15 protein-coding genes are annotated in these 17,313 nt (G+C 41.9%); 13 read left to right on the top strand and 2 right to left on the bottom strand.

What is annotated here, in order from left to right:
* Positions 1 to 39 precede the first annotated feature (39 nt).
* Positions 40 to 465 carry an HIT family protein gene (locus MKY15_RS11415; protein ID WP_067205943.1) on the bottom strand — a complete coding sequence of 142 codons (426 nt, stop codon included), beginning with the start codon at positions 463 to 465 and terminating at the stop codon, positions 40 to 42.
* A 311-nt stretch (positions 466 to 776) separates the two neighbouring features.
* Here MKY15_RS11415 and MKY15_RS11420 point away from each other — a divergent pair, with 311 nt between their 5' ends.
* The 6 genes from MKY15_RS11420 (at position 777) to MKY15_RS11445 (ending at position 9,594) form a co-directional block, all read left to right on the top strand.
* Positions 777 to 1,526 carry an ABC transporter ATP-binding protein gene (locus MKY15_RS11420; protein WP_067205945.1) on the top strand — a complete coding sequence of 250 codons (750 nt, stop codon included), beginning with the start codon at positions 777 to 779 and terminating at the stop codon, positions 1,524 to 1,526.
* On the top strand, positions 1,510 to 2,721 hold the full coding sequence (locus MKY15_RS11425; protein WP_067205948.1) for an ABC transporter permease: 1,212 nt from the start codon (positions 1,510 to 1,512) through the stop codon (positions 2,719 to 2,721). Before MKY15_RS11420 ends, MKY15_RS11425 begins: the two co-directional genes overlap by 17 nt.
* A gap of 228 nt (positions 2,722 to 2,949) precedes the next feature.
* On the top strand, positions 2,950 to 3,186 hold the full coding sequence (locus tag MKY15_RS11430) for an IDEAL domain-containing protein (RefSeq protein ID WP_067205951.1): 237 nt from the start codon (positions 2,950 to 2,952) through the stop codon (positions 3,184 to 3,186).
* A 157-nt stretch (positions 3,187 to 3,343) separates the two neighbouring features.
* The gene (gene uvrB, locus MKY15_RS11435; protein ID WP_067205953.1) at positions 3,344 to 5,326 is read left to right on the top strand and encodes an excinuclease ABC subunit UvrB; all 1,983 of its coding nucleotides are present in this window, start codon (positions 3,344 to 3,346) and stop codon (positions 5,324 to 5,326) included.
* Positions 5,327 to 5,333: 7 nt separating this feature from the next.
* Positions 5,334 to 8,207 (top strand): excinuclease ABC subunit UvrA, encoded by a 2,874-nt coding sequence (gene uvrA / locus MKY15_RS11440; protein WP_342537583.1) that lies wholly within the window; start codon positions 5,334 to 5,336, stop codon positions 8,205 to 8,207.
* A 184-nt stretch (positions 8,208 to 8,391) separates the two neighbouring features.
* Positions 8,392 to 9,594, top strand: a complete 1,203-nt coding sequence (locus MKY15_RS11445) for a DUF4097 family beta strand repeat-containing protein (protein WP_338653541.1) — start codon at positions 8,392 to 8,394, stop codon at positions 9,592 to 9,594.
* A 400-nt stretch (positions 9,595 to 9,994) separates the two neighbouring features.
* On the opposite strand, the gene MKY15_RS11450 is transcribed toward MKY15_RS11445, so the two are convergent.
* Complete coding sequence (locus tag MKY15_RS11450) at positions 9,995 to 10,171, bottom strand: N-acetylmuramoyl-L-alanine amidase (RefSeq protein ID WP_342539742.1); 177 nt, start codon at positions 10,169 to 10,171, stop codon at positions 9,995 to 9,997.
* Positions 10,172 to 10,328: 157 nt separating this feature from the next.
* Here MKY15_RS11450 and hprK point away from each other — a divergent pair, with 157 nt between their 5' ends.
* From hprK to trxB, 7 genes are all read left to right on the top strand, one after another.
* Positions 10,329 to 11,255 carry an HPr(Ser) kinase/phosphatase gene (hprK, locus tag MKY15_RS11455; protein ID WP_338653539.1) on the top strand — a complete coding sequence of 309 codons (927 nt, stop codon included), beginning with the start codon at positions 10,329 to 10,331 and terminating at the stop codon, positions 11,253 to 11,255.
* A 30-nt stretch (positions 11,256 to 11,285) separates the two neighbouring features.
* Positions 11,286 to 12,095 (top strand): prolipoprotein diacylglyceryl transferase, encoded by an 810-nt coding sequence (lgt, locus tag MKY15_RS11460; RefSeq protein ID WP_067205964.1) that lies wholly within the window; start codon positions 11,286 to 11,288, stop codon positions 12,093 to 12,095.
* Positions 12,096 to 12,110: 15 nt separating this feature from the next.
* Positions 12,111 to 13,055, top strand: coding sequence for a nucleoside recognition domain-containing protein (locus MKY15_RS11465; RefSeq protein WP_342537585.1), 945 nt, complete (start codon positions 12,111 to 12,113; stop codon positions 13,053 to 13,055).
* Positions 13,048 to 13,701, top strand: coding sequence for a pyrophosphatase PpaX (gene ppaX / locus MKY15_RS11470; protein WP_187046675.1), 654 nt, complete (start codon positions 13,048 to 13,050; stop codon positions 13,699 to 13,701). Before MKY15_RS11465 ends, ppaX begins: the two co-directional genes overlap by 8 nt.
* Positions 13,698 to 14,222 (top strand): acyltransferase, encoded by a 525-nt coding sequence (locus tag MKY15_RS11475; protein ID WP_067205970.1) that lies wholly within the window; start codon positions 13,698 to 13,700, stop codon positions 14,220 to 14,222. Before ppaX ends, MKY15_RS11475 begins: the two co-directional genes overlap by 4 nt.
* Before the next feature lie 85 nt (positions 14,223 to 14,307).
* Positions 14,308 to 15,828, top strand: a complete 1,521-nt coding sequence (locus MKY15_RS11480) for a tetratricopeptide repeat protein (RefSeq protein ID WP_067205973.1) — start codon at positions 14,308 to 14,310, stop codon at positions 15,826 to 15,828.
* Between the two features lie 534 nt (positions 15,829 to 16,362).
* The gene (trxB, locus tag MKY15_RS11485) at positions 16,363 to 17,313 is read left to right on the top strand and encodes a thioredoxin-disulfide reductase (protein ID WP_067205976.1); all 951 of its coding nucleotides are present in this window, start codon (positions 16,363 to 16,365) and stop codon (positions 17,311 to 17,313) included.

Here is a 17,313-nt window from a genome sequence, read left to right on the forward strand (position 1 = left end):
TATTATGAATCATACACGGTATTCAGATAATTCACAAGCTTATTTTTGTAATTTCATTCGAATTCCAGCTGCAACTTCCTGAATTCGTTCCATACTTGTTTCAGATTCCTTCGTTTCAAACGTAAGTTGGAAGCCGTCAGTTTCATCATAGCGAGGGATGAGGTGTAGGTGTGAATGAAAAACGGCTTGTCCCGCATATGCGCCATTGTTTTGTAGTAAATTCATTCCAGCTGGTTTGAATTCATCTTTTATGGCATTGGCGATTTTGGGTACGACGGAAAATAGTTGTGCCGCTTCTTCAGCAGTTAAATCATAGATATTTTCACGATGTGTTTTCGGGATGAGAAGGACATGCCCTTTCGTTACAGGTACAATATCCATGAAGGCAAGAACGTGCTCATCTTCATAAACTTTAACGCTAGGGATCGTACCTTCAATGATTTTACAAAAAATACATTCAGTCATTTTCAACACTCCTGTTCATATTTTCATGAATGGGACAAGTGTAGCATAATTTTAGATATAGGTTGAAATATTGAATACGGTAAACTAGCGTAGGAGCCTTACAGGGCGAGACGAAGGCAGTCTAAGTTCGCGACGTCGTGTCGCAACAAGGAGGGATGTAGGTCAATCCCTCCCTCCCCACTGCATGACCTGCATCCTACAGGTCCAAGCTTTATTCGATTGCAATCATTCAATACTATATCGGTTGATATGAAGGAAAAAGCTTTTTGTAGCGTTTTTTGCTAAAATGAATGAAAGAATGGAGGATGGATATGGAAATTCTTGAATTACAAGACGTAACAGGCGGTTATACACGTAAACCTGTTCTGTATGATTTGTCATTTAACATCGGACAAGGTGAGTTAGTAGGTTTGATTGGACTAAATGGGGCGGGAAAAAGTACAACCATTAAACATATTATTGGATTAATGAATCCTCATAAAGGTGAAATTCGTGTCAACGGGGTGACATTCAGTGAGGATCCCGAAAAGTATAGAAAAGCGTTCACTTATATACCGGAAACGCCGATACTCTATGAAGAATTGACGCTTAGGGAACATCTTGAACTGACAGCAATGGCATACGACCTTGATAAAGAAGTGTTTGAAGCACGGTCTGATGAGTTACTCCGGGAATTCCGAATGGAGAAACGTCTAAACTGGTTCCCAGCGCATTTTTCAAAAGGGATGCGTCAAAAAGTAATGATCATGTGTGCTTTCCTCGTTAATCCATCTTTATATATTATTGATGAACCATTTGTGGGTCTCGATCCAATCGGCATCAAATCACTTTTAGAGCAGATGACGCAGAGAACAGAAAATGGGGCTTCCATTCTCATGTCAACGCATGTATTGGCAACTGCGGAAAAATATTGCGACAGGATCATCTTGCTGCACGAAGGACGGGTGCGAGCAGAAGGAACGATGGATGACTTGAGAAATGCATTCGGACGTCCTGGCGCGTCACTGGACGACTTGTATATCGCGATGACAGAGGAAACCGACAATGAACAATTTGCGTGAAATATGGGGATCTCGGTTCGTCCATTATATAACCGAGCTCCAAAAGTATTTGAAGTATGTATTTACAGGCCATTTGGCAATTGTCCTTGTTTTCACAATTGGGGCGGGGGGCTTTACGTATAGCGAATGGTTGAAGGAAGTGCCAGCGGAATTCCCTGCAGCGTTGCTTACGGCTCTCATACTTGGATTAGCGCTCACCTTTTCGCCGCCAGTGACGCTATTGAAACCTGCTGACACGGTTTATTTCCTACCACTGGAACAAAAGCTTATTACGTATATGAAACGGGCTTTGAGTTGGAGCTTCTATTCCCAATTGCCATTACCATTTATTTTATATATTGTGGCGTTGCCGTTACTTTCAGCTACAGGGACCGGTTCAAAGATGGAATACATCGTTATCGCAGTTTTGATACTAGTTATTAAGCGAGTATTCATTGAGTCGGAATATAATTTCAGACATGTTTTGGATGGAAAAGGGATCTGGCTAGATAGGGCCGTCCGGTTTTTATTGGCGGGAACCATAATTTATGCAGGTCTTGAAGGAAGTCTAATTATACTTCTGATTATTGGTGTACTCATTGTACTGTACAACTTCTATTGGCGAAAAAAGAGAATGCTAAAACCATTCCCTTACGATCATTTCATATCACTCGAACAGAATCGGATGATGCGTTTTTACCGTTTTGCCAATTACTTCACAGACGTCCCGCATTTGAAAGGATCCATTAGTAGAAGAGCATGGCTCGGTTTTGCGATGGGATCCCCGAATTTCGGTAAGCCTGTAGCACAACCGTATTTAATCAGACGTACATTTATACGCACGGATGATATTTTTTGGCTCTGGGTAAGGCTCACTGCTTTATCGGCGCTTGGAGCGATTTTCATCCCGTTTCCGATTGTTGTATTTATTTTCGCAGGAGCGCTTGCATTTGCCTCTGCCGTACAACTTATCCACGCATTGCGGGCAGGGGACGATTTTCGGATGGATATGCTATTTCCTGAAAAGGAAGACACCCGCCCGGATGCTATTAAAAGAATCGTTCGTACAGTCCAATGGATTCAGGCGGCAGTAGTCACATGCGCTGCACTGTATCTCTATGGGGTTTCTGTAACACCTCTTCTTGTCGGGGCTGTCATTCTCATCATCTCTGAGGCTACTATCAGATTGACTGTAGAGAAAAAAGAATATGACTAAGAAAAGTCGCCCCGTTTGCAATCATTTGCAGACGGGGCGTTTGTTTGTAGAAAAGGAAGTATGAATTTCTCGTCATGGAACAGCGTCTAGACTCGAGTGGGCTAAACGGCGCCTTACGCTTTTCTTTGATAAATTATGACTAAATATAAAAATAGAATATTCCAATAAACCTTGCAACTTATCTCTGAAATTAGATATACTAAATAAAAGGCATCAGGGGTGATAGGGATGGAGAACAATTATTCATATGCCGAGTTTTTAAAAGCTGTAGGGAAAAACAGTACTTCGCTCCAAGCGGAAAAACTGCTGAATGAAATTTATTTAGATCTTTTTTTGAAACATATACACAGAGAGCAGACAAAGAGTAGGTTCATGGGATTGATTGACCTTGCGCTTGACAGTAGGGATGAAAGCGCATTCCTACTGTATTCCAAAAGACTGGGCAAACTTGAAGAGAATGATTGAAAAATGCAAGGACGCTACATGTTGAGTAGACATGCAGCGTTTTTTTGTGTGTGTTTATAAAAGTGAAAATTAGTGGAAAAACGTACGTTCGCTTTTTACTCGTCAAAAGATGGGTAAAGTGATAAGATAGATGTAACTGATAGAGGAGGTTTTTCCGATGGTCGGAAAATTCAATTTGCAAGCCCCTTATACACCACAAGGCGATCAGCCGTCTGCAATCGCACAACTATTAGAAGGACATAACCGAGGTGAGAAGCACCAAACTTTGCTCGGTGCAACCGGGACTGGAAAAACATTTACCGTGTCGAATGTCTTGACGGAGATTAACAAACCGACTCTCGTTATCGCTCACAACAAAACGTTAGCGGGTCAATTATATAGTGAATTTAAAGAGTTTTTTCCTGACAATGCAGTCGAATACTTTGTCAGTTTCTATGATTATTATCAGCCAGAAGCGTATATCGCGCATACTGACACCTTCATTGAAAAAGACTCAAGCATCAATGATGAAATTGATAAATTACGTCACTCTGCAACATCTTCCTTATTTGAAAGGAATGACGTACTCATTGTTGCATCTGTCTCTTGCATTTATGGTCTAGGTTCCCCAGAAGAATACAGCGCACATGTTGTTTCTCTTCGTCCAGGTATGGAAATCGGACGCAATGAACTGCTTCGCAGATTTGTAGATATTCAATACGAACGCAATGACGTAAGTTTCACTCGAGGTACGTTCCGGGTACGCGGCGATGTTGTTGAACTTTTGCCAGCATCCCAGGATGAACATTGCTTACGTATCGAGTTTTTCGGTGATGAAATCGAACGAATTCGCGAAGTGGATTCACTGACAGGCGAAATCCTCGGTGAACGTGAACACGTTGCCATATTCCCCGCATCTCACTTTGTTACTGGTGAAGAAAAAATGGTGAAAGCAATTGAAAACATTGAAATTGAACTGGAAGAACGTTTGAAAGAGTTTCGTGCCCAGGACAAATTATTGGAAGCGCAACGTCTTGAACAACGGACACGCTATGATCTTGAAATGATGCGAGAAATGGGCTTCTGTTCGGGTATTGAAAACTATTCCCGTCATTTAACACTCCGTCCTGCAGGAGCGATACCGTATACATTGCTTGACTATTTCCCAGATGATTTCCTCATTATTGTAGATGAAAGTCATGTCTCATTGCCACAAATCCGTGGTATGTATAACGGTGACCAGGCACGGAAAAATGTCCTTGTTGACCATGGTTTCCGTTTGCCTTCAGCACTCGACAACAGACCGCTTACATTCCAAGAATTCGAAAACCATGTCCACGAGGCGATTTATGTTTCTGCGACACCAGGCCCTTACGAAATTGAGCATACTCCTGAGATGATTCAACAGATTATCCGCCCGACTGGTCTACTAGATCCGACGATTGAAATCCGTCCGATTGAAGGGCAGATTGATGATTTGATAGGTCAAATAAGAGAACGGACTAAAAACAATGAACGTGTTCTAATTACGACGTTAACAAAAAAAATGTCCGAAGATTTGACCGATTACTTGAAGGAAATTGGTATAAAAGTTCAATACCTTCATTCTGACATTAAAACACTTGAACGAATTGAAACGTTAAGAGAACTGCGAATAGGCACATATGATGTCCTTGTGGGTATTAACCTCTTAAGAGAAGGGATAGACATTCCTGAAGTATCGCTTGTTGTAATCTTGGATGCTGATAAAGAAGGGTTTCTACGTTCTGAGCGAGCACTTATTCAGACGATGGGTCGTGCTGCCCGTAATTCCAATGGACATGTCATTTTATATGCAGATAGAATGACGGACTCCATGGCGAAAGCAATTGGGGAAACGGAGCGACGTCGGGACATTCAACGAAAATATAATGAAAAACATGGCATAACACCTACGACAATCAAAAAGGAAATCCGTGATGTGATTCGTGCAACAGCAGTATCAGAAGAAGCTATTTCCTATTTAGAAAAAGTAACACAAGGCAAGAAGTTGACAAAAGACGAAAAAACAAAGCTGCTTGTAACTTTGGAAAAAGAGATGAAAGAGGCAGCGAAAGCACTCGACTTCGAACGTGCTGCTGAACTAAGGGATACAATCATGGAATTGAAGGCTGAAAGGTAGGGTTTTTATGAAGAATAAAGAAATCATCATACAAGGCGCACGAGCGAATAATTTGAAAAATATTAACATAAATATCCCTCGTGACAAATTGGTCGTCATGACAGGTCTTTCGGGGTCAGGGAAGTCCTCCCTCGCTTTCGATACAATTTACGCGGAAGGGCAGCGAAGGTACGTTGAATCATTATCTTCTTATGCGCGACAGTTTTTAGGTCAGATGGACAAGCCGGATGTGGATGTCATTGAAGGGCTATCACCGGCAATTTCAATTGATCAAAAGACGACGAGCCGCAATCCCCGCTCGACCGTAGGAACTGCAACGGAAATATACGACTATCTACGTCTTCTTTATGCACGTGTTGGCAAACCAATCTGCCCGATTCACGGAACGGAAATTTCGTCCCAAACGATTGAGCAAATGGTTGACCGCCTTATGAAATTACCAGAACGTGCGCGTATTCAAGTTCTGGCACCGATTGTTTCAGGTCGTAAAGGAACACATGTGAAATTAATCGAAGATATTAAGAAGCAAGGGTATGTACGAATTCGAGTCAACGGTGAAATTATAGATCTTGACGACAATATTGAATTGAACAAAAACAAGAAGCATACGATTGAGGTTGTCATCGACCGGATTGTTATGAAGGAAGACATTGCGCCACGTCTGAGCGACTCTCTTGAATCGGCTCTACGTCTTGCGGATGGTACTGTTTTGGTTGACGTCATGGACGGGGAAGAAATCCTGTTCAGTGAACACCATGCTTGTCCATTATGCGGTTTTTCAATTGGCGAACTTGAACCAAGAATGTTTTCGTTCAACAGTCCGTTTGGCGCTTGTCAGGAATGTGATGGACTGGGGACAAAGCAAGAAGTCGACCCGGAATTAATCGTGCCAGATCCAACGCTGTCGTTAAAAGATCATGCAATTGCGCCATGGGAGCCGACAAGCTCTCAATACTATCCGGAACTTTTAAAAACTGTCGCGAATCATTTTGGCATATCAATGGATGTACCGGTAAATGAATTGCCAGACGATGAACTTGATAAAATATTAAATGGCTCGAAAGATGAAAAAATTCGATTCCGTTACACAAATGAATTTGGTGGAACGCGGGATAGCAATATTTACTTTGAAGGTGTTTTGGCAAATGTAGAGCGCCGCTTTAAAGAAACTTCTTCAGATTATATCCGTGAACAGATGGAGAAGTATATGTCACAGCGGCCATGTCCTACTTGCGCTGGCTACCGGTTGAAGGAAGAGTCACTTGCGGTAAAAGTGAATGGCGTCCATATCGGAAAAGTGACGGAATTGTCCATTACTGAAGCAGACGAGTTTTTCAAAAACCTTGTGCTATCTGAAAAAGATACACAAATTGCGAAGCTTATATTGCGTGAAATTGAAGAACGTCTTGGATTCCTAATTAATGTTGGACTCGATTATTTGTCATTATCGAGGGCGGCAGGAACGCTATCCGGCGGCGAAGCTCAGCGAATTCGATTGGCAACGCAAATTGGTTCAAGGCTGACAGGCGTTCTTTATATTTTAGATGAACCATCTATTGGACTTCATCAGCGAGATAATGATCGGCTCATTGGTACATTGAAAAGTATGCGCGACATCGGCAATACACTGATTGTTGTTGAGCATGATGAAGATACGATGATGGCTGCCGATTATTTAATTGATATCGGACCTGGTGCTGGTGTTGCAGGGGGAGAAATCGTTTCTGCAGGAACACCTGAAAAAGTTATGAATGACCCTAACTCACTGACAGGTCAATATTTGAGTGGTAAGAAATTTATCCCGCTCCCATTGGAAAGACGTAAACTGGACGGACGAAAAATCGTCATTAAAGGTGCATCTGAAAATAACTTGAAAAATGTAAATGTAGATATTCCGCTCGGACAATTCATCGCCGTAACGGGTGTTTCAGGATCAGGGAAAAGTACGCTAATCAATCAAGTTCTTTACAAAGTACTCGCACAGAAATTGAATCGTTCCAAGCAGAAACCGGGACAATATAAAACTGCTATAGGTCTTGAAGAGCTTGAAAAGGTCATTGAAATCGACCAGTCTCCAATTGGACGGACGCCTAGATCCAATCCTGCTACTTATACAGGCATGTTTGATGATGTACGGGATATGTTTGCATCTACGAACGAAGCTAAAGTCCGCGGTTATAAAAAAGGTCGTTTCAGCTTTAACGTTAAGGGTGGTCGTTGTGAAGCCTGCCGTGGCGATGGAATCATTAAAATCGAAATGCACTTCTTACCGGACGTCTATGTACCTTGTGAAGTTTGTCATGGGAAACGATATAATAGAGAGACACTGGAAGTTACCTATAAAGGGAAAAACATTGCGGACGTACTTGCTATGACAGTCGATGATGCACTCGTGTTTTTTGAAAATATACCGAAAATTAGCCGTAAGCTTCAGACGATTGTTGATGTGGGACTAGGTTATATTAATCTAGGCCAGCCGGCAACAACATTATCAGGCGGGGAAGCACAACGGGTGAAACTTGCTTCTGAGCTGCACAAACGCTCCAATGGAAAGTCGTTTTATATTCTTGACGAACCGACGACGGGTCTTCATGTCCACGATATTGCCAAACTACTTATCGTATTGCAGCGCCTTGTCGATACAGGAAATACGGTACTCGTTATCGAACATAACCTGGATGTCATTAAAACCGTCGATTACATTATCGACATAGGGCCTGAGGGTGGTGATAAAGGCGGTAAAATTATTGCGACAGGTACTCCGGAAAAAGTAGCGGAATCGACAGTATCCTATACAGGTTATTATTTAAAACCGGTACTTGAGCGAGAACGAAAACGAATGGACATGATGATTGAAGATGCAGAAAAGGTTTCGAAATGAAACCTTTTCCACATCCATTCGTATATATAGTATGTTGAACAAATGAATACCTATATAAACTGAGCGAAGGCGCCTTATAAGGGGAGCAGTAGCGAATTTAATGGGATTCTTTATTTCAACCTTTAATAGTTAGTCATAAAATAACGGAGAAATCCGGAACACCACAATACTAGGAGGCGTAATGATGCAAAATGAACGGAAACGGATTTTAGCAATGCTGGAAAACGGTACGATCACGACCGAGGAAGCATTGACACTTCTAGAAACATTAGGGAAAACTGGTCAAGTGGAAAAAAGCCCAGAAGCTAAACAGACCACTGTAAAGGCACAAGAATTGGAAAAACAATATAGTGAACCAAAACAGCAAGAAAAAGTAGATCCATTCGAAAAGGCTGAGCCTATTATCGAAGACAAGGATCAAGATCAGCCTTCTATGGATGAATTCCTTGAAGATTTGACTAAAGATTTTACCAACGTCGGGGATAGATTCATGCAATTCATGCAGAGCGCTGTTCAAAAAGTGAAATCGTTCGAATTTGATTCTCCATTTGGTAATACGGTTACGTTTGACCATACAATAACTAAGCCGGCAACCGAAATCGACGAAGTTATCATTGATATCGACAACGGAAAAGTGACAATCCATACTGGTGAAACAGAAGAAATACGGGCAGATTTCACGGTGAAAACCTACAATAGTGAGTCAGAAGAAAAAGCGAAAAAAGATTTTCTTGAAAAGTTATTGTTTGTTAATGACGAAGGGAAAATAAGAATTTCAAGCGATTTGAAAATGGTTCAAGTAAATGTTGAATTATTCATTCCGAAAAAGGATTACGCGAGAATTTCCGCACGTTTGCTGAACGGCTCATTTAAAATGAAAGATGCCACTGCTGAAAAGGTAAAAGTGAAGACTGCAAACGGGAAAATCGAGATTGCTGGCTTGACGTTCAAAAATGGTGAATTTGAAACTGTGAATGGCTCAATCGGTCTAAACGATGTGACTGCTACTACAATTGAAGCAGAAACACTCAACGGCCGTGTGTACATCGATGGCGCTGTGAAAGATGTGGAGGCACAATCTTTAAACGGACATGTCGTGGTTACAACGACAGATCTTGCAGCTGAGAAAATCGAAGCAAAAACAATGAGCGGTACAGTTGAAATTTACATTCCAACAGGAGTCGCTCTGTCAGGTGAAATTGCGTCCAATATGGGCCGATTGGACTTAAAACTTGAAGATGTCGATCGGACTGTCGAGCAGGAACAATTGCTACATCGGACAATTCGTTTTAAAAAGGACGTAGAAGGAAATCCATCTCCGTTACACATTTTTGGTGAAGCGAAAACGGGTTCTGTTCTCGTTTGTTATAACGCGAAAAAAGTATAAAGAAATAAAAAGGACTGTTGCTACACCGAAATCGGTGTAGCAACAGTCCTTTTTAAATGAAATGAAATTGCCGATTATATATTCGGTACTACCTATTTGGAGTTAACTAGGTGGTATACCTCAATAGTATAATGAACAAATCTAGCGAAGGAGCGACAAACGTGAGGCCATCACCAAGCGATAAAGCGGTATTGGAAGAACATTCTATTTGATAAGTGCTGATTATAGAGCCATTAAATCGGGAAAAGAGCTCTGTCGGTTTTGATAGTTACCACGACAATTGCTTACTCCCTATCAAAAAATATTTATTCTATTGATAAATCTAAGTTGATAGTGCGTGAGCAATTGCCCTTGCACACTGAAGTCTATATGCTTTCTTCATTAATAACACGGCTTCTTCTCAATTTGTCATGAATCCGCACTCAATAAGTATCGCAGGCGTCCGGGTTTCACGTAGGACAGCGTAGTTCGCTTTCTTCACGCCGCGGTCTGTTCGATTACAAGCTGTAAAAGCGGAATTTCCGCAATAGTCCATCTGTTTAGTGTGTTCCCGCTGTCTTGGGACCGTGCCCTGCATCAATCATTATTGTCGTCAAAATCTTCCCTTCCTTATCCTCTATATAGGGAAAAAGGGTTTAGAGGTGGACAGTTTCGGCACTAAATCATTTCATTTGAAAAAGAGCATGGTAAAATAGGCTATAGACGTTTGGAATATATAGAAAAGGGGCGAGTTAATGTCTTATGTAACAGTAAAGGACGCACAAGAAAAACTTTTTCTTGAACTATGCGCAGGCGAAGCCGGCATCGAGCGTGAGATACATACGAGTGATATTTCAAGACCAGGCCTTGAAATGGCTGGTTATTTCAATTACTACCTAGCGGATCGTGTTCAACTATTGGGCAAGACAGAGCTATCATTTTTCGCGAACTTAACCGAAGTAGAACGGATAGATCGGATGAAAAGACTCTGTTCAGAAACTACGCCGGCCATCATTGTGGCACATGAAATGGAAGTGCCGGTTGAATTGATTGAGGCTGCTGAAAATCAAGGCATTCCTGTCTTGAAAACGGATGTTCCAACGACGCGATTTTCGGGAATGCTGACGAATTATCTAAGTGGCAGACTTGCACCAATGACAGCCATTCATGGAGTGCTTGTAGATGTTTATGGAATAGGGATACTGATCACGGGTAAGAGTGGTGTAGGTAAAAGTGAAACAGCGCTTGAACTTGTGAAAAGGGGCCATCGACTTGTGGCTGATGACCTTGTGGAAATTAGACAGGTAGCAAAAAATGTGTTGATTGGAAATGCACCAAAACTACTTGAACATATGCTTGAAATCCGTGGAGTCGGGATTGTAGATATGATGACATTGTTCGGAGCCAGCGCCGTGAAGAGCGATAAACGAATTTTAATTATCGTCGATCTTGAATTTTGGGATCAGGATAAAATTTATGATCGACTTGGCATTGATGAAGAAAAGATGAAAATTATGGATTCGGAATTGACGAAGCTGACTGTGCCGGTAAGACCTGGGCGCAACTTGTCCGTTATTATTGAAGTTGCGGCAATGGATTATCGAATGAAAAAACTTGGAGTCAATGCAGCAGAGGAGTTTACAAAAAAACTTGCTGATGAAATTAAAGTGAATCGAAAGTAAATGATTGATAGAGAAAGGATAGGTTAATACATGTTTAATGTACTGGCAATAAACCCGATTGCATTTTCGCTAGGTTCGCTTGAAGTCAGGTGGTATGGGATTTTAATTGCGCTGGGGATTGTCCTCGCATTCATTGTTGTTCAAAAGGAAATGGTTAAGCGCGGGATGCATCCGGACTTTTTGACGGATCTGCTCATTTGGGCCGTTCCAATCGCGATTGTTAGTGCGCGAATCTACTATGTTATTTTCTCGTGGGATTATTATAAAGACAATCCGGGACAAATTATTCAAATTTGGCAAGGCGGCATCGCTATCCATGGTGCATTAATTGGTGCCTTCATTACGACATACTTCTTCACGAAAAAGAGAGGTATTTCATTCTGGAAAGTGGTCGATATCGCAGCAGCTGGACTGCTGATTGGTCAAATTATCGGTCGTTGGGGCAATTTCATGAATCAGGAAGCGCACGGAGGTCCTGTTTCAGAAAAGTTCCTTGAAACAACGATTATTCCTGATTGGATTATGAACCAAATGACGATTGAAGGCGTGACGTATCATCCGACATTCCTTTATGAATCTATGTGGAATATTGTGGGACTTATCATCATTATCTTGTTGCGCAAGGTGAATTTGAAGCGCGGCGAAATGTTTCTATTTTACCTTGTCTGGTATTCTGCTGGACGCTTCTTCATTGAGGGGATGCGAACAGACAGCTTATATGTCATCGGTGAACTTCGGGCGGCGCAGCTAGTATCGGTTATCACAATCATTGTTGCTATCGCGGTATTCATAGTAAGAAGATACGTTCAAAAAGTAAATGTGAAGTATCAAGATAAATAAGAAGGAGTTTGGGGAATGGGGACGCTTCAAAATGGATTAAAGGCAGGACTTCGGACAACGTGGACGCTGGGGAAAATCATCTTTCCAATCACAGTACTCGTCGTCATTTTACAGCATACACCCGTGTTACCGTGGCTTATTAAACTTGTTGCACCGTTTATGGGGATATTCGGTCTTAGTGGAGAAGCTGCAATCCCGTTAGTGCTTGGTAATGCACTCAATTTATATGCGGGAATTGCAGGGGTTTTATCGTTGGAAATGACTGTGAAGGAAGTATTCATCATCGCCATCATGTTGTCATTTTCACATAATCTATTCATTGAAACAGGCGTTGCACTGAAAGTCGGTGTGAAGTTATGGATTGTGCTCGTGGTACGTTTTGGGCTTGCAGCGATGTCAGGTATTATCATTAACTTGATGTGGCAAGGCGGAGGAGAGACAGCACGTTACGGAATGACTCCGAAAGTTACGGATATACCAGATGGTTGGTTAGAAATTGGACTGTTAGGTGTTCAGAAAGCGTCATTTGGAGTTCTTCAGCTTGCCATAATTGTTATTCCACTTATGATTATTGTTCAGTTCTTGAAAGATCGTAATTATTTGCAGAAATTTTCGGAGAAACTGGCACCCTTCACGAAAGTAATTGGCGTACAATCCAATGCGTCGATGACACTTGTTGCCGGTTTGGTTATCGGTCTCGCTTATGGTGCTGGCGTTATGATACAGGCCGTACAAGAGGATGGTGTGAGCAAGAAGGACGCAACACTGGCATTCATCTTTCTAGTCGCCTGTCATGCAGTTATAGAAGATACACTGATTTTTATCCCACTAGGCATTCCGATTCTGCCATTACTGATTATCCGGGTCGTAACAGCTTTCGTGTTGACGATCATTGTCGCATATGTCTGGAAACGGGCTGAACAACAGAAAAAAAAGGAGGTTCCGGTTGCAGATGGCTAAACCAATTACTACACTACTATTTGATTTTGACGGAACATTACTGGATACGAATGAATTGATCATCCAGACATTCCAATATGTCCTTGGTAATCATTACCCGGGGAAATATGAACGAATCGATATACTACCGTTTTTAGGGCCAACATTGTATGAATCATTCGATTCGGTTGAACCTGAAAAGACGGAGCAACTGATTGAAGAATATAGAGCATGGAATAAATCAATGCATGACGAACTTTCAATTGAGTTTGACGGTGTTTCTGAAACGATGAGGTTGTTGAAGGCAGCGGGCATGAAAATGGCGATTGTCTCGACCAAGAGAAAAGATATGATTATGAGAGGGTTAGAACTCCTTGATGTGGAAGGGGTTTTTGACGAAGTCATTGCAATGGATGATGTAACGAAAACGAAGCCTGATCCAGAACCGATTTTACTAGCACTCGAACGATTGGGAGCCAACGCGGATGAAGCCCTTATGATCGGGGATAACTACCATGACATAGTTGGTGGGCAAAATGCAGGGGTCCGTACAGCGGGTGTCGCATGGTCGGCAAAAGGGGAAGCCTTTTTACAAACATTCAACCCAGATTACATGTTGCAGCATATTTCGGAACTACTCCAATTGGTTAAAGGCGAAAAAGATTGAGACGTACTGAAAGGTATCCCGCACGAGAGGGAGCAAATTCACTTTGGCATATTTACAAGACGGTTCCTTTTTTCAAAGTTGCAAAAAACTTTGCTGTTATCCAATTATCGAGGTACACACCTTTCATCCCGATGAAGAACTTTTTGTTCCGCACATTTTTGAAAATGGAAGTTGGGAATAAGACATCTTTCGCCCTTATGGTGATGCCTGATGTCATGTTCCCCGAGAGGATAAAAGTCGGTGACAATTCAATCATTGGCTTCAATACGACAATCCTTGCACATGAATACTTAATAGATGAGTATCGTATAGGAGATGTCATTATTGGAAAGAACGTATTAATTGGAGCAAATACGACAATTCTTCCCGGAGTGGAAATTGGAGATGGGGCAATTATTTCTGCTGCTTCTCTCGTAAACCGTGATATCCCACCAGGTGTGTTTGCTGGTGGCAATCCGGTTAAGATCATCTTTACACTGGAGCAGATGATTGAGCGACAACAAAAAAATGAAAACGGATAGTGCCGATGTATCTTATGGTATAATGGGGGACAATACGAGAAGGAACGTGCTTTGCGTTCCTTCTTATTTTTTCGGGGGAATATGATTGGATAAACTACGTAACAAGCATGATAAAAAAATTATTTCGTTCATTCCAGACGGTGAATTTTATTATAATAAAGCGATTCAGGCGATGCAACGCGATCGTTTTGAAGATGCACAGCGGTATTTGAAAAGAGCATCAGAGCTTAGTCCTGAAGATTGGAAAATCCTCATGGAATATGGCGTGCTCGTCATGGAAGAGGGACGTTTTGAGGAAGCTCATGAACTGCTAATGACTGCAAACTCATTCGCACCTTCGGAAGAGGAAATTATATTCTATTTGGCAGAAGTGCATGCCCATCTTGGTATGCTGCGGGATGCAAAAATGTATGCGGAAAAATATATATTAATTGATCCTGATGGTCCATTTGCTGATGATTCAATGGAAATTATTGATTTCGCAGAACAGGAAGAGTCATTTAATGATGATGAAATGCCGGACGGTGAAGTATTCTTTTTACAGGAAAAGGCACGCCGACTTATGGAGTCAGGTGAATTCAAGGCGGCCGTGGAATTACTTGAGTCGATTATTGTCGATTATCCGGAGTTTTGGGCGGCTTATAACAATTTAGCTCTGGCTTATTTTTATATCGGGGAAAACGAGCGAGCTAGTAAGTTACTTCATGATGTTTTAAATCGTAATAAAGGAAATATCCATGCACTTTGTAATCTGGCGGTCTTTTATTATTACGAAAAGAAGGAAGAGGAATTGGAGTCCCTACTTGCTTTACTTGTGAAAATTAAACCGTATCAATTTGAAAATCGCTATAAACTCGGCGCGACATTTGCGCTTATTGGCAGACATAAAGAAGCTTATAATTGGCTTAGAAGTCTACAAAAGAGAGGGTTTGAAGGGGACACAGGCTACTACTTCTGGCTGTCCCATTCCGCTTATTTCTCTGGACATGAAAAAGTGGCACGAGAAGCATATGCAAAGCTGATTGAACTGGATCCATCGAAGGCTGGTTACGAACCGTGGAATGGTGTCCAAGAGATTATCACGTCTGATTCACTTGAGCAGGATAGGGAGTTTCTACTAAGTAAAATTGCCAACACCTACAGAAGTGAAAGGATGTTTGGTTTTTATCTTCTTGGAAAGTCAGGTCACAAGCAGGAAATTATCTCACATCCATCTTATATTGAAATGGAAAAACTGAGTGACTACGAGCGGCTTTTTCTGGCAAGTGGTCTCGATTATGAATTCATGCCGGAAACCAACTTTGATAAGTCATTTATGCGAGCGCTTGAAACGACCGACTTACTTTACAACAAATATTGTCCGCTCGATAAACAAGCATCTCATCTGTTTCAAATGTGGTTCACACTTTGCGAAACTGCATTAAGTCGATCTTATTTGTTTAGAAACCCGGCGGCACTTGCAGCTGCAGCAGATTATATGTTCCAGTCATCCCGTTATCCGGATGTAACCAAAACAGCGATTGCAAAGGAATTCGGTATCTCAGTTCCGACACTGACAAAGTATGTCGGAGAATTGATTGAGTATTTACCACAGTTTGATGCCTAATGTCCTACGCTTGTCTTATTATATATGTTGACATAAAGAATCCTCTCAACAACGCTCGGCGCTTGGGGATGCCTCCCGCAATAAGCCAGACAGAAAACCGCTGTCAGTCTTATTGCTTCGGCTACCCCTATGAGGCGCCTTCGCTGGAGATTATATAGAATCATTAGTTCGACATATATTGGTAAGAGAGTATACGTTTTTTTGACTTAGAATAGTGTCTAGCTCCAGCGCCTAGACCCTCGAGTCGCTTCAGTCCTTAAGTTAAAGGCAAAGAGCGCCTTTATCTTAAGGCCCTCCAGCGCTTTTCGGGTCTACCAAGGCGCTTGCGCTTTTCTTGGTGTCTAGCTCCAGGCGCCACCCCCTCGGGTCATAAGCCATTTTGCTGTGGGGTCTGAAGTACGCCTCCTCGCAAAACGTCTTATGCCTGTCGGGGCTGGACGGCGCCTTACGCTTTTCTTGTAAGCAGAAAAGTTGAATGGAACTTACGTATCCTATACGATTTGGTGTGTAAATGTTGTAGAGGAGGAAATTCACATGACAACTGAAAAAATTTATGATGTCATTATTATTGGTGCCGGCCCTGCGGGGATGACGGCTGCTGTCTATACATCTCGTGGGAACCTTTCAACGTTAATGCTTGAACGGGGAATTCCAGGCGGTCAAATGGCTAATACGGAAGAAATTGAAAACTACCCAGGATTCGAACATATATTAGGTCCGGACCTTTCTACAAAAATGTTTGATCACGCGCGTAAGTTTGGTGCTGAATATGCTTATGGCGATGTTACAGATGTTATTGATGGAGAAAGTTACAAGACGATAGTCGTCGGGGATAAAGAGTATAAAGCCCGTGCGATTATTATTACGACAGGTGCTGAATACAAAAAAATGGGTATTCCCGGAGAAGCTGAACTTACAGGCCGTGGCGTAAGCTATTGTGCGGTTTGTGATGGGGCATTCTTCCGTAAGAAAGAGCTCGTTGTTGTAGGCGGTGGCGACTCTGCCGTAGAAGAGGGAACTTATTTGACACGTTTTGCAGATAAGGTGACGATTGTTCATCGCCGCGGTGAATTACGTGCACAAAAAATTCTTCAAGACCGTGCATTTGCAAACGACAAGATTGAATTCATCTGGAATTCATCTGTGAAAGAAGTAAATGCTAGAGAAGGAAAAGTTGGTTCCGTTACACTTGTTTCAACTGTTGATGGTTCTGAAAGGGTATTTGAAGCGGATGGCATGTTCGTCTACATCGGAATGGACCCGTTAACTGCTCCATTTGCTAAACTTGGTATTCTTGACGAAAATGGTTACGTTGCAACAAACGAAATCATGGAAACATCTGTACCTGGTATTTATGCTGCAGGGGATGTTCGTGAAAAATTATTGCGTCAAGTTGTAACGGCTACTGGAGACGGTAGTATTGCTGCGCAGGCTGTCCAGAAATACGTTGAGGAATTGATGGAGAAATTAGGCGCAAAAGCTTAA

Source organism: Sporosarcina sp. FSL K6-1540, assembly GCF_038620285.1.
In the GTDB taxonomy this organism is placed as follows: Bacteria; Bacillota; Bacilli; order Bacillales_A; family Planococcaceae; genus Sporosarcina; species Sporosarcina psychrophila.

Bases quoted from the DNA above. Each gene is read 5' to 3' on its own strand.
- MKY15_RS11415 (WP_067205943.1), bottom strand. From the start codon at position 465: ATGACTGAATGTATTTTTTGTAAAATCATTGAAGGTACGATCCCTAGC.
- MKY15_RS11420 (WP_067205945.1), top strand. From the start codon at position 777: ATGGAAATTCTTGAATTACAAGACGTAACAGGCGGTTATACACGTAAA.
- MKY15_RS11425 (WP_067205948.1), top strand. From the start codon at position 1,510: ATGAACAATTTGCGTGAAATATGGGGATCTCGGTTCGTCCATTATATA.
- MKY15_RS11430 (WP_067205951.1), top strand. From the start codon at position 2,950: ATGGAGAACAATTATTCATATGCCGAGTTTTTAAAAGCTGTAGGGAAA.
- uvrB (WP_067205953.1), top strand. From the start codon at position 3,344: ATGGTCGGAAAATTCAATTTGCAAGCCCCTTATACACCACAAGGCGAT.
- uvrA (WP_342537583.1), top strand. From the start codon at position 5,334: ATGAAGAATAAAGAAATCATCATACAAGGCGCACGAGCGAATAATTTG.
- MKY15_RS11445 (WP_338653541.1), top strand. From the start codon at position 8,392: ATGCAAAATGAACGGAAACGGATTTTAGCAATGCTGGAAAACGGTACG.
- MKY15_RS11450 (WP_342539742.1), bottom strand. From the start codon at position 10,171: ATGCAGGGCACGGTCCCAAGACAGCGGGAACACACTAAACAGATGGAC.
- hprK (WP_338653539.1), top strand. From the start codon at position 10,329: ATGTCTTATGTAACAGTAAAGGACGCACAAGAAAAACTTTTTCTTGAA.
- lgt (WP_067205964.1), top strand. From the start codon at position 11,286: ATGTTTAATGTACTGGCAATAAACCCGATTGCATTTTCGCTAGGTTCG.
- MKY15_RS11465 (WP_342537585.1), top strand. From the start codon at position 12,111: ATGGGGACGCTTCAAAATGGATTAAAGGCAGGACTTCGGACAACGTGG.
- ppaX (WP_187046675.1), top strand. From the start codon at position 13,048: ATGGCTAAACCAATTACTACACTACTATTTGATTTTGACGGAACATTA.
- trxB (WP_067205976.1), top strand. From the start codon at position 16,363: ATGACAACTGAAAAAATTTATGATGTCATTATTATTGGTGCCGGCCCT.